At 43.2% G+C, this 23,410-nt stretch carries 22 protein-coding genes; 10 read left to right on the forward strand and 12 right to left on the reverse strand.

The window, feature by feature from the left end:
- Positions 1–19: 19 nt before the first annotated feature.
- From FYJ75_RS07720 to FYJ75_RS07730, 3 genes are all read right to left on the reverse strand, one after another.
- Positions 20–898 carry a carbohydrate ABC transporter permease gene (locus tag FYJ75_RS07720; RefSeq protein WP_154429880.1) on the reverse strand — a complete coding sequence of 293 codons (879 nt, stop codon included), beginning with the start codon at positions 896–898 and terminating at the stop codon, positions 20–22.
- Entirely contained in the window at positions 898–1,953 is a 1,056-nt protein-coding gene (locus tag FYJ75_RS07725; RefSeq protein ID WP_154429881.1) for a carbohydrate ABC transporter permease, read from the reverse strand. The genes FYJ75_RS07720 and FYJ75_RS07725 overlap by 1 nt, the downstream gene beginning before the upstream one ends.
- A gap of 116 nt (positions 1,954–2,069) precedes the next feature.
- On the reverse strand, positions 2,070–3,449 hold the full coding sequence (locus tag FYJ75_RS07730; protein WP_154429882.1) for an ABC transporter substrate-binding protein: 1,380 nt from the start codon (positions 3,447–3,449) through the stop codon (positions 2,070–2,072).
- Between the two features lie 310 nt (positions 3,450–3,759).
- Here FYJ75_RS07730 and FYJ75_RS07735 point away from each other — a divergent pair, with 310 nt between their 5' ends.
- On the forward strand, positions 3,760–4,641 hold the full coding sequence (locus FYJ75_RS07735) for a helix-turn-helix transcriptional regulator (RefSeq protein WP_154429883.1): 882 nt from the start codon (positions 3,760–3,762) through the stop codon (positions 4,639–4,641).
- Positions 4,642–4,721: 80 nt separating this feature from the next.
- On the opposite strand, the gene FYJ75_RS07740 is transcribed toward FYJ75_RS07735, so the two are convergent.
- From FYJ75_RS07740 to FYJ75_RS07750, 3 genes are read right to left on the reverse strand one after another with little or no spacing between them, the layout of a single operon-like run.
- Positions 4,722–5,753 (reverse strand): substrate-binding domain-containing protein, encoded by a 1,032-nt coding sequence (locus tag FYJ75_RS07740; RefSeq protein WP_154429884.1) that lies wholly within the window; start codon positions 5,751–5,753, stop codon positions 4,722–4,724.
- 16 nt (positions 5,754–5,769) lie between these two features.
- Entirely contained in the window at positions 5,770–7,980 is a 2,211-nt protein-coding gene (locus FYJ75_RS07745; protein ID WP_154429885.1) for an alpha-galactosidase, read from the reverse strand.
- Between the two features lie 15 nt (positions 7,981–7,995).
- On the reverse strand, positions 7,996–8,631 hold the full coding sequence (locus FYJ75_RS07750; RefSeq protein WP_154429886.1) for an NUDIX hydrolase: 636 nt from the start codon (positions 8,629–8,631) through the stop codon (positions 7,996–7,998).
- Positions 8,632–8,808: 177 nt separating this feature from the next.
- On the opposite strand from FYJ75_RS07750, the gene FYJ75_RS07755 reads away from it, so the two are divergent.
- Complete coding sequence (locus tag FYJ75_RS07755; RefSeq protein WP_154429887.1) at positions 8,809–9,675, forward strand: YitT family protein; 867 nt, start codon at positions 8,809–8,811, stop codon at positions 9,673–9,675.
- 48 nt (positions 9,676–9,723) lie between these two features.
- Here the strand turns inward: FYJ75_RS07755 and FYJ75_RS07760 are convergent, their stop codons facing one another.
- The 3 genes from FYJ75_RS07760 to FYJ75_RS07770 all read right to left on the reverse strand — a co-directional run bounded on the left by FYJ75_RS07760 (position 9,724) and on the right by FYJ75_RS07770 (position 12,147).
- The gene (locus FYJ75_RS07760) at positions 9,724–9,975 is read right to left on the reverse strand and encodes a hypothetical protein (RefSeq protein WP_154429888.1); all 252 of its coding nucleotides are present in this window, start codon (positions 9,973–9,975) and stop codon (positions 9,724–9,726) included.
- On the reverse strand, positions 9,947–10,267 hold the full coding sequence (locus FYJ75_RS07765) for a CarD family transcriptional regulator (protein ID WP_154429889.1): 321 nt from the start codon (positions 10,265–10,267) through the stop codon (positions 9,947–9,949). The genes FYJ75_RS07760 and FYJ75_RS07765 overlap by 29 nt, the downstream gene beginning before the upstream one ends.
- Positions 10,268–10,368: 101 nt before the next feature.
- Positions 10,369–12,147 carry a methyl-accepting chemotaxis protein gene (locus FYJ75_RS07770; protein ID WP_154429890.1) on the reverse strand — a complete coding sequence of 593 codons (1,779 nt, stop codon included), beginning with the start codon at positions 12,145–12,147 and terminating at the stop codon, positions 10,369–10,371.
- Positions 12,148–12,366: 219 nt separating this feature from the next.
- Between FYJ75_RS07770 and FYJ75_RS07775 the strand changes: the two genes are divergently transcribed.
- From FYJ75_RS07775 to FYJ75_RS07810, 8 genes are all read left to right on the forward strand, one after another.
- A complete protein-coding gene (locus tag FYJ75_RS07775; RefSeq protein WP_154429891.1) occupies positions 12,367–12,681 on the forward strand; it encodes a (2Fe-2S)-binding protein in 315 nt (104 codons plus the stop codon).
- A gap of 2 nt (positions 12,682–12,683) precedes the next feature.
- On the forward strand, positions 12,684–14,276 hold the full coding sequence (locus tag FYJ75_RS07780) for an FAD-dependent oxidoreductase (RefSeq protein ID WP_154429892.1): 1,593 nt from the start codon (positions 12,684–12,686) through the stop codon (positions 14,274–14,276).
- Positions 14,273–14,605, forward strand: coding sequence for a (2Fe-2S)-binding protein (locus FYJ75_RS07785; RefSeq protein WP_154429893.1), 333 nt, complete (start codon positions 14,273–14,275; stop codon positions 14,603–14,605). Before FYJ75_RS07780 ends, FYJ75_RS07785 begins: the two co-directional genes overlap by 4 nt.
- Entirely contained in the window at positions 14,598–15,737 is a 1,140-nt protein-coding gene (locus tag FYJ75_RS07790) for an NAD(P)/FAD-dependent oxidoreductase (protein ID WP_154429894.1), read from the forward strand. Before FYJ75_RS07785 ends, FYJ75_RS07790 begins: the two co-directional genes overlap by 8 nt.
- Positions 15,738–15,914: 177 nt before the next feature.
- Positions 15,915–17,048 carry a tyramine oxidase subunit B gene (locus tag FYJ75_RS07795; protein ID WP_154429895.1) on the forward strand — a complete coding sequence of 378 codons (1,134 nt, stop codon included), beginning with the start codon at positions 15,915–15,917 and terminating at the stop codon, positions 17,046–17,048.
- 12 nt (positions 17,049–17,060) lie between these two features.
- Positions 17,061–17,840 (forward strand): helix-turn-helix domain-containing protein, encoded by a 780-nt coding sequence (locus FYJ75_RS07800; RefSeq protein WP_154429896.1) that lies wholly within the window; start codon positions 17,061–17,063, stop codon positions 17,838–17,840.
- A gap of 16 nt (positions 17,841–17,856) precedes the next feature.
- The gene (locus tag FYJ75_RS07805; RefSeq protein ID WP_195838969.1) at positions 17,857–18,207 is read left to right on the forward strand and encodes a P-II family nitrogen regulator; all 351 of its coding nucleotides are present in this window, start codon (positions 17,857–17,859) and stop codon (positions 18,205–18,207) included.
- A gap of 10 nt (positions 18,208–18,217) precedes the next feature.
- Complete coding sequence (locus FYJ75_RS07810; protein ID WP_195838970.1) at positions 18,218–19,618, forward strand: APC family permease; 1,401 nt, start codon at positions 18,218–18,220, stop codon at positions 19,616–19,618.
- Between the two features lie 14 nt (positions 19,619–19,632).
- Here FYJ75_RS07810 and FYJ75_RS07815 read toward each other — a convergent pair whose 3' ends face one another.
- The 3 genes from FYJ75_RS07815 to FYJ75_RS07825 form a co-directional block, all read right to left on the reverse strand.
- On the reverse strand, positions 19,633–21,723 hold the full coding sequence (locus FYJ75_RS07815) for an ATP-binding protein (RefSeq protein WP_154429899.1): 2,091 nt from the start codon (positions 21,721–21,723) through the stop codon (positions 19,633–19,635).
- The gene (locus FYJ75_RS07820; RefSeq protein ID WP_235907038.1) at positions 21,720–22,541 is read right to left on the reverse strand and encodes a substrate-binding periplasmic protein; all 822 of its coding nucleotides are present in this window, start codon (positions 22,539–22,541) and stop codon (positions 21,720–21,722) included. The genes FYJ75_RS07815 and FYJ75_RS07820 overlap by 4 nt, the downstream gene beginning before the upstream one ends.
- An 86-nt stretch (positions 22,542–22,627) precedes the next feature.
- Positions 22,628–23,263, reverse strand: a complete 636-nt coding sequence (locus FYJ75_RS07825) for a lactate utilization protein (protein WP_154429900.1) — start codon at positions 23,261–23,263, stop codon at positions 22,628–22,630.
- Positions 23,264–23,410: the final 147 nt, after the last annotated feature.

The following is a 23,410-nucleotide window of genomic DNA, read 5'->3' on the forward strand; positions in this document are numbered from 1 at the left end:
CTTTCATATTTTTATACGATTAACCTTTTACAGCTCCTGATGTGATTCCACTGTAGATCTGTTTCTGACAGCAGATAAATACGATCAGCGCTGGAAGTAAGGAAATGATGACACCTGCACAAATAAGGTTGTACTGGCTTCCCATTGGTCCTACGAATGTATACAGTGAAATTGCGATTGTGTGCAGCTCTTTTTTCTGAAGATAAAGGTTTGCTGCATAGTACTCGTTATAAACACCAACACCCTTTAAGATACAGGATGTTACGATTGCCGGTTTTAAAAGTGGAAGCATGATCTTCCAGAAAATCGTCCAGTAAGAAGCTCCATCGATAATTGCGGACTCATCCAGAGACAACGGTATATTTTCCATAAACTGAATGAAGATGTAAATCGAAATAACGTCCGTTCCACAACTCATGATGATATATCCATACAGACTGTTTACCAGATGAAGATTTGTCATGATCTGGTAAACAGTAACCTGCATCGCAACTCCTGGGAGAAGAGAAGCAAATAAGAATAAGTTACGGATCAATGCATTTCCAGGAAACTGGAAACGATTCAGTACAAATGCCATCTGTGTTCCGACGATTACGGAAACAAACAGTACAATGACCATAACAAGCAGGGAATTTAAAAATGCTCTTCCCATATCGGCTGTCTGAAATGCTTTGATGAAGTTATCAAAATTCAACCAGCTCTGTGGTAATGTCATAACATTCGTATTTGCGTATTCTTCGTTTGTCTTAAATGCTGTGATAACACACGATACGATTGGAAGTACTGCACAGATTCCAAAGAAGATCAGTGATGCATACTCCACGATCAGCCAGATAATATGACCGGCTGAATAGTTTTTTCTTCTTTTCTTGTTCGATGTAACTGCCTGACTACTCATTATACAGCCGCTCCTTTCTTCTGTGCCTTGATACGCCGTTTTTCTTCTTTCATACGGGCTTTTTCAGCCTTCATGCGTGCCCGTTTTGCAGCATAGGATTCATCCATGCTTTCCGCATCCCGGAAGATATATTTAAAGAATAATTTCTGTAAAATCGTACATGCGAAGATAATCAGTAATAATACAACTGCCATTGCAGATGCAAGACCTACTTTCTGACTTGTATGCGCGATCTCGTTCATGATTACGAAATATGTTCCTGTTCCGTTTGCACCACTTGTGATTACGTATGGCTGTTCGAATGCACTTAAAGATCCTGTGATAGAAAGGATAACATTTAACGTAACGATTGTTTTAATACTTGGTAAAATAATATGTTTGAACTGTTCCCATTTATTTGCACCGTCAAGCTCGGCTGCTTCATAAAGATCTGCATCAACAGACATGATCGCACCTATGAAAAGAACCATGTTCTGTCCGAAGTATCTCCATACAGATGTTGCAACCAAAGACCAGTTATTTACGGACTGATCTTTCAGCCAATACGGAAGATTGTCGATGTTAAATCCACACCACTGTAATACGGTATCAAACACATATCCTCTGGTGTAGAAGAATTTAAAGATAAAACCTACTGCAATACCATTGATCAGGAATGGGAAGAACATTAATCCTTTGAAAAAGTTTCCTCCTTTTACCTTAAAGCTCAAAATGGTTGCAAGATAAAGGGCAATTACCAACTGGATCAAAGCTCCGACTACATAGTAAAGACTGAGTTTCAAAGCACTGAAGCAGTCATCCCTGCGGAATACATCAATGTAATTTTTTAACCCTACAAAAACCCGTTTGTCTACCGGGGTAGAATATTTCATTTTGTAAAAACTGAATTTAATCATTTCTCCGAATGGGAGATATGTAAATGTAAACAATAGCAGCAATGGAATAATCATAAATGCAACACCTATGATCAACTGCTGTCCCTGTCTACTCTTCGCCCATTTCACGAGATTAAACGGCTTTTTCTCTTTTTTTGTTTTTGCTGCAGTTGCTGCCATAATCACGTTTCCTCCATTTTTCCAATTATTTCAAGTGTAAGAGTTTTTATAAGCACTGCAGCAGTGTGACTGCTACAGTGCCATTTTGTCATTCAGATCTAGCTTAATTCTATTAATTAGTATTTTACTTCAATATCGTTTGCCTGTTGTGCATCATCCCATGCTTTATTCCACTCAGACATGATGTCATCGAAACTCTTGTCTCCGTTTGCAGCGTGCTCAACAATCTCCTGAATTCTTGTATCTCCACCATTGTTAATGTTTAACTCAGATTCAGAGTTCATGTCGTTCAGGTAATCTTCCTCACCGTCAAGAGCTGGCTGATCCTCTAAGAGATCTACACCTGTGAAGGCAAGTTTTGTATCGTTCAGGTCTTTAGCAACTGGAAGTCCATCTTCGTTGTATGAGAATCCAGATTTCTCTGTCATCCATTTTACGAATACCATAGCTGCTGTCTGCTCGTCTGCTGATGCGTTTTTACTGATACCATAAGAGTAGTCAGCACCTGCTGATGCGTACTGTTTTCCGTCGATTGTGATTGGGAATGGCATATATCCGATGTCTGCACCGTTGTCACCAGCTGCTTCCATCTGTGGGTAAGCCCATGAGCCAAGTACCATACATCCGATCTTTCCATTGTTAATCTCAGCTTTGCAGCCTTCCCAGTCAGTTGTTGTATAATCTTCTTCTGTCAAGCCTTCTGCAACTGCATCGTAAAGGATCTTGTATACTGCGTAAGCATGTGTATCATCGCCGTAATCTTTGAATGGATCTTTGGTGTGAACAAGCTGCTGGTTCATATATGTATCATCACCTGTTGCGTTGATTCCGATGTAAGCATCCCATGCTCCCATTGTCCAGCCAGCAGCATAGTTTGTGTAAAGTGGAATAGCGTCTGTCTTCTCTTTGATCAGTTTCAGATCAGCAATGAACTCTTCCGGAGTTGTTGGAAGTTCTGTGATTCCAGCATCTGTAAATACTTTCTGGTTGTAAACGATACCCTGTGTTGTTGCTGTAGAAGGTACTCCGTAAACTTCTCCGTCATATGACCATGCATTTACATAGTTGATCTCGTTTGACATGGTATCCACATCACCGTAAGAGATGAAGTAGCTTGAGATATCTTTCTTATCTACTGCCGGAATCATCATGATTGTCTCATAATCGCCAGACTGTAAATGTGTTAATGCATCGTCTGCATAGTTTGTATCCGTTGTGATTGTTACATGGATGTCTGGATATTCTTTATTGAACTCTTCCAGATACTGATCCCATGTTGTTCCCTTATAATCATCTGACTGAAGATCAGTACGATGATTGAACATTGTAATATCTGCTTTGAGGTCTGTGTAATCCTCTCCTAATTTGATGTCTGCGTATTTAACGCTTGTAGCAGAATCCCCATCTGCTCCCTTTTTGTCTGACGATCCACATGCTGCCATGCTGACTGCCATTGCTGCAACCAATGAGATTGCCAATACCTTTTTCAACTTCATATTGTTGTCCTCCTTTATTTCGTTACCCTTTTGTAACTTAATTTAATTATATTATTTTATTTATTTTAGTCATCACTCATTCTTGTTATTAATCATCTATTATTGTTTTCGTATCCATTTTCGATGTTATCCCCAAAAATGTGTCATGTTTTTTGTGCACATTTACAATATTATTTTTCCGTTTTCTTTGTTTTAAAGATTAATTTAAGTTAAATTCAAGTCATTTTTCATTTTTAAGTTATATTTCATTCTTGTTTTATCACTCATTTTTGCTATAATATACTTAAATTAACATAAAAAGGAGAAGTTTATGGAGTCGTTGGCACAGGTTTTTGACAATTTCAGTGAAAAAACAATCGAAGATCACCCTTTTTTCTTTTGCTTCGATTGTATCGAACCCATCCACACCGACCGCCCTTTCCAGTGTAAGAATGTAATATTACCATCTGCGTTCTTTCTATATATAAAGTCCGGGCGCATCACACTTGAGATTCACTCACGCGATAACGCATCCCATACGAAAGAATTAACCGAAGGTGACATTGTTTTCTTATATCCGGATACCTTCTTTTCCCTTTCTTCGGATGCCGCTGTAACAGATTTTATACTGCTTGCACTTCATGGGGTTCTTTTGCAGGATTATCTGCTTTCATCCCATCACAGCAACCGTTATTACGTACTTGATAATTATCTTCCGATTCTTTCGAACCAGATCGAGCACATTGAAGCAGATTTCACCTCAGACCTTATGGCACATTGCAGTACCGAAAAACGGATCTTTTTAATGCAGCAATATGCAACGGATCTCATGACATATTTCCGGCAGTCACTTGTTCTGCCGGCAAACCAGATGGCACGCTCTGTCCCTTCCTATCTGAAAAAAGTCCGCAGACATCTGGATGAGCATTATGCGCTTACCTTTGTCCTGGATGACGTTGTGGAATGGTATGGAGTAAGCAAATATAAATTCTGTCATGATTTTAAGGAGTTTTACGGTCAGCCTCCACTCCAGTACTTAAACGAACAGCGTATCCTGCACGCAAAAGACTTTCTTCTTTCTACCGATGTTCCGGTACATGAAGTCGGCTCTATGGTCGGCATTGATAACACGAACCATTTCATCACGCTTTTCAAGCGTTGCACCGGCGTAACCCCGCTGCAATACCGGCGTGAGCACCTTTCCATCGACTGATCTCTGATTCCGGCATCGAAAGATTCCAAAAACAAAACGAGTGAATGTATCTCATGATTCCGAGATACATTCACTCGTTTTTATTTGATCTTATTCAGGTTCTTTACGCTGTCTTTCACAACCAGATGTCCTTCTACAATTGAAATACCCTTGTGATAAGGATCACCGTTCATCTTTTTGATCAGGATGTTGACGCCGCGGCGCGCCATTTCCTTCAAATCAACTTCATATGTTGTAATTGCAATGTCACTGAGTCCCGGGAACAGATAATTATCATATCCCACTACGGAAATATCCTCTGGTACACGATATCCAAGGCCCTCCAGTTTATGGATCAGTTCATTCGCACACAAGTCGCAGTTACATACAAATGCCGTTGGCATATCTTCCGGAAGCTGCATCAGGTTCTCCGGATCGATCTGATCATTCGAAGGATCACGATCCGGTATTACCCAGTCATCATGCACCGTAAATCCATGTTCAAGCATAGATTTGCAGTAACCGAAATAACGGTCGGTAATACTTCCGGTAGCTTTTAAAGTTCCTACGTATGCGATCTTGCGATGTCCCATTTCAAACAGATAATTGGTAAGCTTATAAGCGCCATAATAACTGTCTGAAATGATTGCGTCGCAGTCTTCATTTTCATTGCAAAAATCCAGATACACCATCGGGACATTGGAATTTTTCTCCAGGCTCTGAAGGTAACGTTCTCTCTGTCGTCCAATTACGATCAGTCCGTCTACTTTCTGTTCCTGAAGAAGCATTGGAATCTGATTTGTCTCTGCAGCCTCGTTTGTAATGACTTCAAGTAATGTAAAGCATCCCTTTGCTGAAGCCTTCGTCGTTACCATCTGGTACATCTGCCAGTAGAAGGAGTCATATTTTCCCAGGAATACCTCGGAAATGATAATTCCAATATTATAACTTTTCTGTGCTCTTTCCTTGCGAAGTGCCGATGGTTGTTTATACCCCATTTCATTCGCCAATTCTTTAATTCTCGCCCTAAGCTCCTCGCTAACTCCCTTCTGGTTCGACAGAGCTTTTGACACGGTTACTGTACTGACATTTACCTTCTCTGCAATGTCAGCAAGTTTCACTGCCTTTGCCATGAGTCCTTACTCCTTTTTATCCTTTCACTTCTACCAAGTGAATTAATTCTGCATGATAATCTCCAAATACGCTTGCAACCAGAAGACCACCGTTCATCAGTGCATCTCCTCCAAGAATCTGTTTCTCATTCTCGCGGTTTTCATATGAGATCTCATATTTTGCATCTGCCTTTAAGCCCTGCAGACGAATCTTTCTGCTATGGCAGTTTGGTCTTGCAAGTACCTGGACAAATGTAACCAGTGCTTCGGACTGATCTTTTGCAGTCACTTCATAACAATCATATTCATGATTCTCATTGTAGGATGCGATTCTGTAGTAATCGCCCTCTCTTACCAGATCATTATACTTGTGATACATTGCGATCTGGGACGGAATCATATTGCGGTCCTCTTCCGGAATCTTTGTAACGTCAAGCTCATAACCAAATGTTCCGGCAAGCGCAACAAATCCACGTGTTTCAAATGGCGTTACTCTTCCAACGGTATGGTTCGGGCAGTCAGATACGTGAGCTCCCATAGAAGATAATGGATAAATCAGGGAAGTTCCCTCCTGGATCTTCAGCCGCTCTACCGCATCGGTGTCATCAGAGCACCAGATCTGTGGGCTGTAGTATAACATTCCCGGATCAAATCTTGCTCCTCCACCAGAGCAGTTCTCAAGCAGAAGATGCGGGAACTCATGGATCAGGCGCTCCTGCAGTTCATATACACCAAGCACATAACGATGGAACAGTTCTCCCTGTTCATCTGCTGCAAGTACTGCACTTCCGATATCTGAAAGCTGACGGTTCATATCCCATTTTACATATTCAATATTGGCGCTGTGCAGAATGTCTGCCACACAGTTATATACATAATCACGTACTTCTTTTCTTGAAAGATCAAGTACATACTGGTTTCTTCCAAGGCTTGCAACTCTTCCCGGAATCTGGATTGCCCAGTCGCTGTGTTTCTCATACAGTTTGGAATCCGGTGAAATCATTTCCGGCTCGAACCAGATACCAAACTTCATTCCAAGTTTGTTCACCTCATCTACGAGATATTTCAATCCGCCCTGGATCTTATTCTCGTTGACAAACCAGTCTCCAAGGCTGGTATTATCATCATTTCTGTGTCCAAACCAGCCGTCATCCATAACGAGCATTTCAATTCCGAGTTTGGAAGCCTGACGTGCGATGTCCAGAAGTTTCTCTGTTGTGAAATCAAAATAAGTAGCTTCCCAGTTGTTGATCAGAATCGGACGTTTCTTGTCTTTATATTCTCCGCGGATCAGATGTTTACGGTACATATCATGGTAGTTGCGTGTCATCTGTCCGATTCCATGATCAGAATAGGTAAGAACAACTTCCGGTGCTGTAAAGGATGCTCCCGGTGTAAGTTTCCATCTGAAGTTCTCAGGATTGATTCCCATCGTCAGTCTGAGAAGACCAAACTGGTTCTTTTCTACCTGTGCAAGGAAATTGCCGGAATATACAAAATGCATTCCGTATACTCTTCCCTGTTCCTGTGTTGTCGTTTTTTCCTTTAATGCGATAAATGGATGTTCCTGATGTGAACTCTCGCCTCTGACAGATCCAACACTCTGTTTTCCATAACCGATGCTGCGGTATTCAATCTGGCGTTCTCTCGCCCAGGAACCATGTAATGTGATCATCTCATAGTCTTCATCGTCAATATCAAAGCTGCTGGAATATACCTTATCCAGATATACATCTTCAGCTCCGTCGTTGCGCACGATCACGCTTCTTGTAATTACGTCTTCTTTTTCAAAAACGGTGTATAACAGATCAATTGCGACATTCAATACCTGATCTCTGCAATGAAGGATCAGGGTCTCTGTCTCTTCTTCCCCTGAGAATGTGGAAGGCAGTCCTTCTAACTGTGGTTTGTCTTTTGTAATCTCATAGGATTCATAAGTTACAGAAACCGCAGTATATCCTGCTTTGGTGCAGATCTCGATTGCGCTCTCCCTGTAATCTCCTAATCCATTTCCCGGATACTCCATTGGAAATGCATCCAGAAATGATGTCCTGTCACGGTTATTCTTTGACGGAACAAATGGTGCTTCATATATTCTCATTAAATAGCTCAGATCCTGTGGTTTGATCCTGCTGCCGTAATATACGTGTCCAACAAAATTCTCCTCATCCACAATTCCGATCACATAGCTTGTGTTGTCTGTATCCAGCTGGAACAGTCTGTTTTTTTCGTTAAAATTAATTGCCATATTATCCTCCATGCATTATGTTTCATTTGTAATATTTAAAAAAGAAAATGGTTCCTTCTCATTCAATTGTAAAAACTGGATCAGCAGATATCCTGCCCGGATTGAAAGTTTTTCCTCATGCAGTATCCGAAGCGCCTCCTTCTTATCTACGAAGCAGACCTCGATGTCCTCGCTGTCCTCCATCTGTTTTCGATCCACACTTCCGCTCGCATATCCGAAAACCATGCTGTCAAGTTCGTCCGAAAGACCCTGTGCCAGATAAAACGGCCGTCTGAGATCCGGGTTTCCCCCCTCATATACCGTAAGATCAAGTCCTGTTTCTTCTTTCATCTCACGAACTGCGGCCTGTGCATCGGTTTCCCCTTCCTCGATCAGTCCCGCTGGAAGTTCATACAGATATTCATCCATCGGATAACGATATTGCCGGATCATAACAAGCCGGTGCGGGCTCTCCTTCGTCACCGCAAAGACTGCCATCCCGGAAGCCCTGTTCGAATGCGTATTCAGCTTGATCCTGTCCTCCGGTTCTCTTGACGCAAAATAATAATGAAATGACTTTCCTGTACGTGTCAGGGCATCCATCTCATAAAGATTCAGGAAACGGTTGTCGGTCAGTTTCCGGAATGCTGTATATTTCTGATGATCTGCCATAAGGTTCCCCCTAAAAAGCTAATTTAACTTAATTATATAGTTTAATTAGCTTTTTGTAAATTAAAAAAGAGCAAATATTAGATTTTTTCTAATACTGCTCTTTTTCTACTTGGAACTGCACATATATGATGCTATACTGTGACTGCAAAAATATTTGTTATACACAGGAGATCCTAAATGAATACACAAAAGCAAAAAATCACTCATGAACTCAAAAACTATACACTGATCACCATCAGTATTTTTATTATGGCTTTCGGTGTCTATTTTTTTAAATTCCCAAATAACTTCGTATTCGGTGGTGTGACCGGATTTGCTGTCGTTGTTGCACAGATTACGCCACTCTCGGCCAGCGTATTTTCTTTTATCGCCAATACGCTACTGCTCGTTCTCGGTCTGATATGCCTCGGACGTTCTTTTGCACTGAAAACCACTTATGCAAGTATGCTTTTATCCATTCTGCTGCTTGTTTTTGAACATGCATATCCGATGGAGCAGCCATTATCGAATGAACCGATGCTGGAACTGATCTTTGCGATCGCACTTCCCGCCATTGGCTCCGCAATTCTGTTCTATATCGGTGCTTCCAGTGGTGGAACCGACGTACTTGCCATGATCATCAAGAAATATACCCATGTAAAAGACATCGGTATTGCACTGTTTATTACCGATTTGTTAATGATCATCTGTGCCTGCTTCGTATTTGACATCAAAACGGCACTGTACTCGTTTGTCGGTCTGACCGTTAAATCCTTTATGATCGACAGCATTATAGAAAATATCACCCTCTGCAAGTCCATTATGATCATCTGTGATGATCCGGAGCCAATCTGTAAATATATTACCGAGGGGCTGAACAAAGGCGCTACGATTGTTGATGGAAAAGGTGCCTACACGCATTCCTGCAAACACATTGTCTTTACCACACTGACCCGCAGACAGGCGATCGTACTCCGAAACCATATCCATGAACATCACCTGAATGCTTTTATCTCTGTCTCAAGTACCAGTGAAGTATTCGGAAACGGTTTTTCCAATATCTGATCCGGTATACATAACTCCATAAGCTGCCTGCATACTTCCGCAGGCAGTTTATTTTTGTTCATTCTGTTTATTTGCGTCCTGATTTCTTGGTGTACGCTCCTTTTTTCTTCCTATGTATACATTCCATCTGGTGTATGCTTCCTGGGAATTTCTTGATTTGTAGATCACATTCTGTTCCTCTTCACTTACTGTTTCAATAATGGAATAGCTTCCACGATCATAAGTAAAACGTGCGTTTTTTCCTTCTACCTCTTTCTCTCCAAGGACAAATTTATTGATTGTGCTTCCTTTTGCCTGCATTCTTCTTTTCCTCTTCCTGCTGCAACACAAAGTTAACAGCCGCCTGTAATTTCTGATCTTTTTTTATCTCTTCGCTCTCCGCCAGCTGCGCAGCCTCTTCTTCTGAAAACAATTCTCTCAGCTGTACCTGATGATTGTGCACAGGAATATAGGACACCTGTGCATCCTCATACACCGGCTTCAGAACATAGTATGGGATCTCAGGTCCTTTCCCCCGTCTCAGCTGAACGATGTTCTCCACGCGGCATAATCCCTGCGTCTCGCTGTATATATACTGTTTCTTCTGAAACATGCATGATTCTCCTAATCCTATAATAGATAATTTTACATTTTATCATACCATTGCCCAATGAAGAGTTCAATAACCAATGCCCGAAGCTTCCTTCCAAACCACTATATAATAAATTTCTCTACATTTTTCTGAAGTTCTTCCGCAGATGCACGTGCAGCTGCAGCCTTCTCTTTAATATCAGAAGCTTTCTCCACTACAACTGCTGTTTTCTCTGCAATATCTGTTGTACCTGTTGCACCCTCGGTTGCTGCTTTGCTGACTTCTGTAATCGCATCCATAACGCCTCCGATCGATGCCAGAAGCTCCTCTGAGGAAGCAGAGAAATCCGTCACAAGAGCATCCACATTAGAAGCATCCGATTTATAAGACTCTGCCATATTTCCAAAGTCTGCAAGACTCTTCACAACATCATTTCCGACAAACTCGAGAAGCCGTTTTGAATCCTCCGCCAGATTCTCGACTGCCTTGGTAACATTCTGTGTTACCTCCTGGATGTTGCCGACTGCTGCCTGCGACTGTTCTGCCAGTCCACGTATTTCATCCGCAACAACAGCAAACCCCTTACCTGCTTCTCCTGCGCGTGCAGCCTCTATGGATGCATTTAAGGAAAGCAGATTCGTCTGTCCGGTAATGTCCATAATGGATTCTGCAAGAACCCCGATCTGCTCCACAACCTTAATGTCTTCCAGTGCTTTTGTCAGACTGCTCTCAATTTCTTCATGGACTTCCTTTGTCCGTTTATCGTTTTCATCAGAATCTTCCTTAATCTTCATTGCACGCTCACGGATATCATCTGCTTCTGAGGCTCCATCCTGTGATCTGGTCGCAATTCCTTTGGCAGCATCCTCAATCTCATGGGACATTGCATTAATTTCTTCCGAAGACGCTGCTGTCTCCTGCATTCCTGCTGCAAGCTGTTCTGTTGTGGCTGATACGTTTTCAATTTCTTCTTCTAACGCTTTCACATTGGCATCAATATCCTGGATCATTCCGGTGATCCCAACTGCTTCTTTTTTAACATCCCCAATTAAGCTTCCCATCTCCGATCTCATCGATTCCAGAGAAACGGAAAGCAATCCAAAATCATCCTTTCGTTCCAGAAGATCTCTGTCCAGTGGCTGCGAGAAGTCTCCCTTCTCCATTGCATGGATATACCCCAGACTTCTTTTCAAAGGTTTCACAATACTAAATGTGATCCAGATCAAAAGTGCAATAAAAACGGCCTCTACAATACCTGCATATGCTATAAATTTATTTCTTGTACTATCGATGTCTTTTGTAAAATCATCTTCAAGCGCAGCAATCTGATCATCGATGTGATCCGTATAATTTCCAGTTCCGATTACCCAGCCAAACGGTTCAAAAGCTTTGCTGTAAGATCTCTTCGGAGATGGCTCCGTCTCTCCCTCTTTTGGAAATACGTAATCCGTAAATCCACCGTCTTCCTGCTGACCGACTGTAATAATATCTTTTACCATCTGATATCCATTTGCATCCTTTGCATCCATACGATTTGTGCCTTCGGTATCGCTGCCGAGCAATACCACGTTGGTTCCATCATATTGGTCTACCCAGAAATAACCACTGTCACCATAGCGCATTTCCCGAATCTCATCTGCTGCAAGCGTCATTGCCTCCTCCTCCGTATATATGCCTGCCCGATACTGGTCATAGATGGTCTGGCACAGGGATATCGCACAAATGACCTGATTCTTGATCTCCTGGTCATAAGAATCTCTCTCATCCTGTTCCATCACCTTTAACGCATTATTCTTCATGTGTTCCATGTTATAAGTTGAATAAACAACACAGAATGTCAGGGCAACAAATGCTACAATCATTACAATCAATAATTTCTGTTTTACCTTGATATTATTCATAACACATCCCCCTTGTAAGTCATTATTACTATTTCTTTCTTACTATATTACCACTTTCCTAACATATTGTACATATCTTCTGCAGATAAAGTTTTTTTTGTATCGTTTTTTACAATACAGAGTAAGAATTTCTATCTATAATCAGACTCAGTTAGACAAAGGCGTCAACCAGACCGGTTGGCGCTTTTTTTATTTGTATAAACGAAGGAGGATTGGATTATGGGAAGAATTGAAAACCATCCTATTCTTGGACCTGGTCCGGAAGGGAAAAAAGTTACCTTTTATTATAATGGCACTCCAATGGAGGGACTTGAAGGCGAGCCGATTATGGCAGCACTCAAGGTCAACGGCGTCATGGTACACCGTTATACCGCCAAAACACACGAACCACGCGGTGTCTTCTGTGCGATCGGCAGATGTACCGATTGCGTTATGATCGTCGATGGAAAACCGAATGTCCGAACCTGCATCACTCCTTTAGAAGAAGGAATGAAGGTTGAAACACAGTACGGTGTCAGTGCAAAGGAGGCTTGAATATGGAAGTAAAACGTTATGATATGATCGTTGTCGGTGCAGGTCCTGCAGGACTTTCCGCAGCGATCGAAGCAGCAAAACATGGTGTAAAACCAATCGTATTTGATGAAAATGCAAGACCAGGCGGCCAGCTTTTTAAACAGATCCATAAATTTTTTGGTTCCAAAGAACATAAAGCCAGGATCAGAGGCTTCAAAATTGGTGAAGAACTTCTTGCCGAAGCAGAGAAATACGGTGTCGATGTTGTCTTAAACGCAACTGTCGTCGGATTGTATCCGGATAAAGAAGTCACCGTCCGTATCGCAGGTGAGGTGAAACACTTCAAAGGCGACAGCATTCTGATCGCAACCGGAGCATCTGAGAATATGGTAAATTTCAAAGGCTGGACACTTCCAGGCGTCATCGGTGCCGGAGCTGCCCAGACCATGATGAACCTGCACCATATTCTTCCTGGCAAAAAAGTTCTGATGCTTGGCTCCGGAAACGTTGGGCTTGTTGTAAGTTTCCAGCTGATGCAGGCAGGATGTGAAGTCGTAGCACTCTGCGATGCAGCACCACGAATCGGCGGATATGGAGTACACGCAGCAAAAGTTGCAAGATGCGGAGTTCCATTCTATCTGTCACACACGATCGTGGAAGCGGAAGGCGATGAATATGTAACCGGTGTCACAATCGGACAGGTCGGACCAGACTGGAAGGTCATTCCAGGTACAGAAAAACACTTTGATGTTGATACGATCTGCCTTGCAGTCGGCTTATCTCCAATGTCACAGCTTCTGGATCAGGCAGGATGCAAAATGAAAGATACCAGAGGCGGTTTTGTCCCGGATTGTGACGAAGAAGGTCAGACGAGCGTCCCTGGAATCTATGCTGCCGGCGATGTATCCGGTATTGAAGAAGCAAGTTCCGCAATGATCGAAGGACGTATCAGTGGTATCACGATTGCTGAATACCTCGGATTTACGGAGGAAGCCGAAAAAGAAGCACGCATCAAAGAGCTGGAAACCCAGCTGGATACTCTCCGCCAGGGTATGTTTGCTCCATGCAACCGTGGGAAGAAAATTGAAAAAACAGAGGAGGGCATCGATATCTCCCAGAACCTTCTCACGAACGGCTTCGTTGATGATGATGAGATCGGCCGTTTCCCTGGTGTTACCAGACAAAGAAAGATCCATCCGGTTATGGAATGTACACAGAATATCCCATGTAACCCTTGTCAGGATGCCTGCAAACGTGGATGTATCACCATCGGAAAGAATATCACCTCTCTTCCGGTCGTTGACAATGAACACGAATGTATCGGCTGCGGTATGTGCGTTGCAAGCTGCTCCGGTCAGGCGATCTTCCTTGTCGAAGAAGATGTAGAACCTGGATATGGAGAAGTTACCATGCCATATGAATTCATGCCGCTCCCAAAAGCCGGGGATAAAGGAATCGCCTGCGGCCGAAACGGAAAAGAAGTCTGTGAATGTGAAGTTACCAAAGTACGTACGAGTCCTGCTTTTGACCACACCAACCTTCTTACCATCAAAGTTCCAAATGACATGCTTATGAAAGCTCGTTTCTACAGAGCGAAAAAGGAGGCTTCATTATGATTGATATCAGACAGAAATTAGACGAAATCGGACCTTTTGTTCCTGGTGCAGACGACGGCTTATTGGTATGCAGATGTGAAGAAGTCACAAAAGGTGAAATCCGCCGCGCTGTCCACGAAGGCATTTTCACGATCGAGGAAATGCGCAGATATTTAAGAAACGGAATGGGACTCTGTCAGGGACAGACCTGCAGCAGACTGGTCAAATCCATTATGGCTGCCGAATTAAAAGAGGCTCCTGATTATGTAGAACCAGCTTCTGCGAGAGCACCAATGAGACCTATTGAAATGGAGATTTTAGGAAAGGATCAGGGTGGCAAGCATGAATAAAACAGCAGATGTGATCATTATTGGCGGCGGTATCGTCGGATGTGCCGCAGCCTACTACCTTGCAAAATCCGGAACAAAAAATGTAATCGTGCTGGAGTCCACCAAAAGCATCGGTCATGGTGGAAGCTGCCGTAACGGCGGCGGTGTACGTCAGTCCGGCCGTGATGTCAGAGAACTTCCTTATGCAATGTACGGAATCGAGCACCTGTGGCCGACACTTTCTGAGGAACTCGGCGTCGATGTTGAATATACCCAGAAAGGCAACTTACGCCTTGGCAAAACAGAGGCTCATCTGAAGAAATTACAGACACTTGCCGACAATGCCAAAAAAGTCGGTCTCGGTGTTGAAATGGTAGATGCCAAAGAAGTACAGGAGATCTGCCCTTACCTTTCCAAAGAAATCATCGGTGCAAGCTGGTGTCCAACCGATGGTCACGCCAATCCACTGACCACAACATTAGGTTATTATAAACGTTCCCTGGAGCTTGGTGTTTCCTATTATACGGATGCCAAAGTCGCTTCCCTGAAAAAAATACGCGGAAAAGTACGTCAGGTCATTCTGATAGACGGAACTGTCTTTGAAGGAGAACAGGTCATTCTTGCCGCCGGATATGAAAGCCGCGCAATTGCAAGAACTGTCGGTGTAGATCTTCCAATGACACGACTGATCGACGAGATGTTTGTAACCGAGATGCAGCCACATATGTTTGATATCATGCTTGGTACTGCTGCCGCTGACTTCTATGGTCATCAGGCACATCACGGCTCTTTCGTATTCGGTTCCGAATGTGGATACGAAGAAGTAACCGACATGGACGATCCTTCCAAATTATATACCAACTCCATGACACTTTCCGCAAGCTGTCGTGCCGTTATGGACTATGTTCCATGTCTGAAGGATGCCAAAGTTGTACGCAGCTGGTGTGGATGGTTAGACAATGCTTTCGACGGAGTTCCATTCATCGGACCTTGTCTGGATGCCGAAGGACTGATCGTTGCATGCGGATTTACCGGACACGGATTTGGAACAGCTCCTGCAGTCGGCCTCATGCTTTCACAGATGGTTCATGGAGAAAAAACAGTTGTAGACCTGAGTGCACTTGCTCCAAACCGTTTTATGCCAAACAAATAAAAATAAAGTCAATATCGTTTTTTACAATACATAAACGATAGGATGCGTTAATATAATAAAGAATTATACTTGAATTACCAAATAAAATATGGTAAATTAAAGAGGACGAAGGCGTCAGATGCAAAAGCATCTGGCGCCTTTTTTCTCTTTTACAGATCTGTAAAGGAGGACTTAACTATGGATACAAAAATTGATTTTCTCTACCTCTCCGAGCCGGATATGATAAAAGCCGGTGTCAAGGATATGAGCAAGTGTGTGGACTGCATGGAGGACCTTCTGGTCACCTTAAATAAAGGAGACTATATGATGGGCGGTGAAAACCACAATTCTCACGGATGCATGATCATGTTCCCGGATGACCCGAAATTCCCGGGCATGCCAAAGAACGGACCTGACCGCAGATTCATGGCAATGCCTGCCTACCTCGGTGGCAAGCACCAGTTAGCAGGTATGAAATGGTATGGTTCAAACATCGAAAACAAGGCAAAAGGACTTCCACGTTCTATCCTTATGATGATGTTAAACGACAAAGATACCGGAGCTCCACTCGCACTGATGTCCGCCAACCTGGTCAGCTCATACCGGACCGGTGGAATTCCAGGAGTCGGCGCAAGATATCTTGCAAGAAAAGACTCCAAAGTCGTATCCATCATCGGACCTGGTGTCATGGGCAAGACCTCTCTTGCCGCATTCATGGCTGTATGTCCGAACCTGGAAACACTCAAGGTAAAAGGCAGAGGTGCCAAATCCTTAGACGACTTTGTTTCATGGGCAAAATCAGAATTTCCACAGTTAAAAGAGATCATTGTCTGCAAGGACAATGAAGAAGCAATCCGGGACAGCGATATTATCAGTTTTACCACAACCGTATTGAACGATGTTTCCACATTCCCTGAGATCAAAGAGGAATGGGTGAAAAAAGGTGCTCTCATCTCCATGCCATCCGCAGCAAGATTCGACAGTAAGGAATTTGTTGCAAAACGGACAAAAATGGTCGTAGACAACTACAGTCTGTATGAAGCATGGGAGGAAGAATATCCGTATCCGACTTACGATACCGTATGTATCGTCGGTTCACTTTTCACCGATCTCGTACATGATGGTCTGGCAAAACGCGAAGATATTATCGACATCTCTGACATTATCACAGGAAAGCATGTCGGTCGTGAAAGTGATGATGAAATCATTATCTTTTCCGTGGGCGGTATGCCGGTTGAAGATATTGCATGGGGACATGAAGTATACAAAAATGCACTTGCAAAAGGAATCGGCGTAACTCTTCCGCTGTGGGACAAACCTGACATGGCATAAGAGGTGCTATTTATGAATCTACTGCAGCCATATGTACAGAAAAACGCAAAAGGATATCAGAGTATGCGTGCAAAAAGCAGCCATATTTTTGAGTATTATGCTTTTGAGGAGGAACCCGCGGCACAGCCCATAAACGCTGTGCCCGATGGCTGCGTAGATCTTCTGTATGCAATCGGAGAAAACGACGTCCACTGTTTTCTTGGTGGAACCGTCTTAAAGATGAAATACTGGCCTTTTGAAAAGAACCGTATGTATTTTGGCATACGTTTCCAGCCTGGACAGTGTATTCTTCCAAAAGGTATTTCGATCGGAGATATCATCAACACCGACATCGAGATTCCATCCACTGCATATGGTGCAGATATTGATGAGCAGCTCTCTCATACAGAGAGCATGAAAGAACGTGCAGCAATGATCCATAAGGTGCTTGCGGATGCCCGTCAGTCACAGTCATCCCCAAATTCCAAAGAAGGCATTGAGGCATATATAAGAAACAGAATTTATGAGACGAAAGGAACTGTGTCCATCAAAGAAATCTCACAGGACACCGGATATTCGGAATGTTATGTGCGCAGGGCATTTCATGAGATGCACGGCATCAGTCCAAAAACCTTTGAAAAGATCGTACGCTTCCAGAACACACTCGAAGAAATGGCACTTCACAAGGATATGGCTTTTTATGATATGGCACAGGAAAGCGGTTATTACGATCAGTCTCACATGGTAAAAGAATTTAAAAGTTTTACGGGGCTTACACCGGAAAATTATCAGAGATATATGGCAAATGTATAAAAAAGGAGGACACACTATGGCTACAGGTCTATCAAAAATCGAAATCATAACAAGTTTTGCCAAATTTACAGAACTTCAGAAGGAACTCAGCCACCTCGGAGTAAGAGGAATGACAGTAACACAGGTTATGGGATGCGGAATTCAGAAAGGTTCTGCAGAATATGCCGTGGAGGAAAACGAGGAATTCGTCCTTCTTCCGAAACAACAGATCAGCCTTGTGGTTGAAACCAGCAAAGTGCGGGAAATCGTCGAAGCCGTCAAACAGATCTTATATACCGGTCACATCGGAGACGGTAAGATCTTTGTATACTCCCTGGATAACGTAATTAAAGTACGTACCGGCGATGAAGGTGCAGACGCACTGTAGGAGGCTGCTTATGGAAGAGAAAAAATTAGGACTCGGAAGTGTTATATCCACTTCTGTAGGTCTTGTAATCGCAACCAGCTGTCTGGTCTCACTCGGTCAGGGTGCTGGTGAAGTCGGAATCGTATTTATCGGAGCCATGGTCGTGGCCTGTCTTTTGAACCTGACCACAATCGGTTCTTTATCTGAATTAAACGCATTGATGCCCAATATAACCGGCGGTCTTGCGCAATATACATTAGCCTGCATGGGACCACTTCCTACGATCGTATCCATGGTCGGCGGCTATCTGATCTGCAATATCCTGTCTGCCGGTGTTGAAGCCTCCATCTTTGCATATGCGATGTCACAGGTTATTCCACTGCCGATCCCAAGTATTGTATACACGGCAGTCATGATGATCATCGTCATGGTTGCGAACCTAAGAGGAGTTGACATGTTTGCCAAGCTCCAGGATCTGGTCGCTTTTCTTCTGGTTGGCTCCATGGTTGTCATGGGACTGATCGGAGTCTTTAAACTTGGAACCGGTCAGGTTGTAACCCAGCCTGCCAATATGGCAACAAGTCCGTCGCAGGTCATCTCCATGACCGCAGTTGCATTCTGGCTATTTATCGGAGCTGAATTTGCAATTCCAATCTCCAGTCAGGTCAAAAATGCGAAAAAAAATGTACCACTTGGCATGTGCCTCGGTCTGATCATTATCCTGATCATGCAGTCGATCATGGTGCTTGGATTTTATCATTACACCCCATGGACAGAACTTGCAAACTCTGCTGCACCACATATGCTTTACGGAGAACTTCTTCTTGGAAAATACGGAAAGATCTGGATGGCACTCGTTGCTGCACTCGCCGTTATCAGTACGCAGAACTCCGGTGTCAACGGACTTGCTTACATTGGTCAGGGCATGGCAAAAATGAACATGCTGCCTCAGATTTTTGCAAAAACCAATAAACATGGCGTTCCATTCTTTGGAGTCATCTCTATTTCGGTATCCATGTTTGTATTTGCCTATATCAGTGACGGTTCTTCTGATATGATTGAGTTTCTGATTCTTGTCGGTTCCGTTTTCTGGATGATTACATACATTTTTGCACACATAGATGTACTGATCCTCCGTAAAAAAATGCCAAAAGCACCGAGAAGCTTTAAAGTCCCTTGTGGTCCGCTGTTCCCGCTCATCGGAATCATCGGAACCTCATATATGATCTTCTATATCTCAACCGATCCTCACGAAAGACTGATGATCTGGCTGATCACAGGAATTACGATCATAGCTCTTGGTATTTATGCATTTTTCTGGACAAAATACCGTATGAAAATGCCTGTATTGAAAGCTGTTCCGATTGAAAAAGTTATGGCTATGGATAACGAGCTGTACTATAAAGCGCGGAAAAAACATGGCATCTGGTAACCAGTTTCCCGGTTTTATCTGAGGCGGTTCTCATTGATTGCCTGAATCATCATCTGTGCATCCAGAGGCTTGGATACATGTGCATTCATGCCGGCTTTCAGGCTTCGCTCAATATCATCTGAAAACGCATTGGCGCTCATGGCAATGACCGGAAGCGCCTTTGCGTCTTTTCTGTTCATGCTCCGGATCTCATGTACCGCTTCAAGCCCATTCATCACAGGCATCCGAATATCCATAAACACAATATCAAATGTCCACGGCTCTGTATTTCGTATCTGTTCTACCGCTTCTTTCCCGTTCCATGCTCCGGTGACCATTGCCCCGTGTTTTTCCAGAATGAATCTCAGAATTTCCATATTCAAGTCATTATCTTCTACCAGAAGGATATGAAGTCCCTGTATGGATTCCATTTGATCCGGCTGCGTTTTTTCCTGCTGGTTCTGGCTGTCAATCTCCAATGGAAGTGTGATCGTAAATGTCGTTCCTTTTCCAGGTTCACTTTGAAAACGAATGGTTCCTCCAAGCTGATCGACCAGCTTCTTTGTAATGGCAAGTCCCAGACCAGTTCCGGAGTATGCTGTCCGTACGCTGCTGTCTTCCTGGGCAAATGGTTCAAATGCATGCACCTGGAATTCCTCGCTCATTCCTTTTCCATTGTCTTCACAGGTCAGTTCAATCATTGCCGTTTCTCCATCCGAATAAAGTTCTTTACATCCGACGGATACCCATCCATTTTCATGATTGTATTTGATTGCATTGGTTCCGATATTCTGCAGGATCTGGCGCAGATGCAGCGAACTTCCGATATAATGTGTATGTATCAATTCCGGTTTTAATTTGATAAATTCCACACCGTTCTCCCGTGCCTGAATGTCCAGAAGATTATCCACATCGGTCAAAAGGGTCAGAAGATCAAATGGCTTGTTCTCAAGATGGATTTCCCCGGATTCCAGTTTATTCATATCCAGCACATCATTCACCAGATCAAGCAGAAAACCGGACGCAGAAACAATTTTATCAAGACATTCTTCCTGCTTTTTGTGGTCGTCCATATAATGCCTGCATATTTCAACCATTCCCTGGATTCCATTGATCGGTGTGCGTACATCATGGCTCATTCTCCGAAGGAAATCCGTTTTCGCTATATTGGCGCACTCTGCCTGCTGGGCTGCTTCCTTCAGCTGCTGCATGTTTTCACGGATCAGCCGGTCTCGAAACAGCAAAAATCCCATACAGCCAAATGCATACAATCCCTCTCCCGCAACAAGTATTTTATTTCGGAATGAAAACACCTCAGAACGTGGAAAAAACACATAGATCTGATAATTTTTTATTTTTTTTCTGCCGCCATACCAGCGTCCGCTCTCAGCTTTCAGGCGGACCAGGCTATTCGCATCGGGCGTAAACCTCCCTTTATATAACGTTCTGCATTCTTCAACAGATCTGTCCTGAAGCGTTTCATCGTTGGAACTCAGCACATTCACGCCATCTGTGACGACTACTACACCTCCCAGTTCAAAGGTAAATCCCTGAAACAGCGTTCCAATTGCGATGTCTCCGTTTTTTCCATCCGGAATCCGTTTTCTTTCATAGGCAATGACAATGCCAGGGGCATCTTTTCTTGCCACAGCTGTAAAATCATAGTCATTACCATCCTTTTCGATACGGGTCATATAAGTTTTCTTTGGATATTGCAGAATATCCCGTACCACATTACTTTGGATCAGATCACTCCAGAACGTATACGCATCATCCATCTCTCCTGTCTGGTATGCACAATCCATGTTTCCATCCAGAATCAGGATTCCACTCAGTCTCTGATCATACAAATAATCTGGAATCATTTCTTCCCAACAATAAGTCTCTTCTTCCAGTTTCTGGCACAGTTCGGTTGTCTTATCGAGAAGACGGTACAGACTTTTTACCTCGTCATTTTCCTTATATGCATCGTATCTTGCTACACGCTCCTGTACAAATGCATATGTCTCCAGCTGTACATGGTGCATTCTTGCAAGATCATAACAGGTAAATACTTTATATCCGGTCACAAAAAGAAGAAGCGCAATCATTAGCGGAATCAGGACCGTTTTTTGAAATTGCTTCATGGTTCTGTTTCCTCCACGATCATGTCACTTTCGAGGCCATATTTTTGCAGGATCGTCTGCATCGTTCCATCTGTCCGCATTTCCCGTAACGTGTCCGTCAGTTTCTCTGCAAGTTTGGTATTTGTACCCTTTTGAAATGCTACTCCAAGCTCTGAAATATACAGACTCTGATCTAACATGCGATATGCATTCGGATCTGACTGCACGAACGTATTCAGCGCACTTTTATGTCCTGCAATGGCATCTGTATATTCTTTCCGAAGGCTCGCGTACAGTTCCTCCATTGTTGACATGCTGTAAACCGTTCCAATTTCCGGGATTTCAGGATCATCTCCGTCCAGCAGAACTTCCTCCGGCTTACTCGTTGCCTGGACAGAAATACGCTTTCCAGCAAGATCCTGTAATGTCCAGATGTCACTGTCTTTTGCAACAACAATGACCTGGCTGCTGTGCAGATACGGTCCTGCCCAGTCATACTCGTTCTCCCTTCCCGTCATGGTAAAACCCCCCCAGAGGCAGTCTACTTTTCCACTTTCAAGATAGTCATTTTTCTGTTCCCATGGAATCTTTTTAAATACCGGCGCATATCCCATACGCCGGCACGCTTCGACAGCAATCTCCACATCAATTCCCGCTGGTTTTCCGTCTTCATCCTGATAATTATATGGTTCATAATCATCACTCCCTATGATAAGCTCCGGAAGTACTTTTTCCGGCTGAAATGTCTTCTCATTTCTGCTGTCTCCATCGACTGGAAACGTCACAAAAAGCATGATTCCGACCATCATGCATATCCAGTATTTTACAAATTTTCTCATGTATTTTATTGTAGTAAAACCCCTGTGCAAAATCAATTGCACAGGGGTTAAAAGTCATCGACAAATACCGACAGAATATGACGTTTTTAAAAGCCGAGGTTCTCGTCTACCAGAATAATCTTAAAACGGCCTTTTATGCGGCTGAACCTTGTCGTCAGTATCTGACAGCAGATACACTGTGGGCTCTTGCAGTCAAAGCAGGTTCCATTCTTAGAGCATGGTGTATCAATGCCAAAACGCTGTGCATTAATTGGTGCAGCCTCATTTCTTGCCCTGCTCATCGCGTCTGCCTCTGTTTTTACGATCTTATTCATTCCCACGATCAAAAGCACATTCTTTGGTCCATAGGCATAGGCAGCCACACGGTTTGCATTGCCATCGATATTAATGAACACACCATTTTCACTCATGGCATTCACGCTTCCTAAAAACCAGTCTGCCGAAAAAGCCCTGAGTGCAATCTCTTCTTTCTCCTCCTGCGTATTGACACGGTCTCTGTCATAAAATACATAATCTCCGTTTGAAACTGCATCATAAAGTCCGCATTCCTTTACGGAAGCCGCTCCACCCATGGATATCGTGCTTCCTTTCTGGATCAGCTCCAGTGCTTTCTTTACCGCCTCTTCCTTTGTCTCTACGTAATAAGCCTCCATATTTCTGGATTCCAGTGCCTGTACTACACGTTTTCCAAGCACTTCATTTCTCATCTGTCTTACGTCCATCTCTTCCCTCCTGATTTCCTGTTTCAGGAATTATTTTACTGAAACTTTTTCTCAATTATACAATGTTTTTGTGCATTATAAAAGTCCCTTCCTCTTGTTCTTCCATGAGGAAAGGACTATACTGTTCCCAACAAATGAATTTATCTG

Origin of the sequence: Roseburia porci, assembly GCF_009695765.1 — a bacterium.
Lineage (GTDB): Bacteria > Bacillota > Clostridia > Lachnospirales > Lachnospiraceae > Roseburia > Roseburia porci.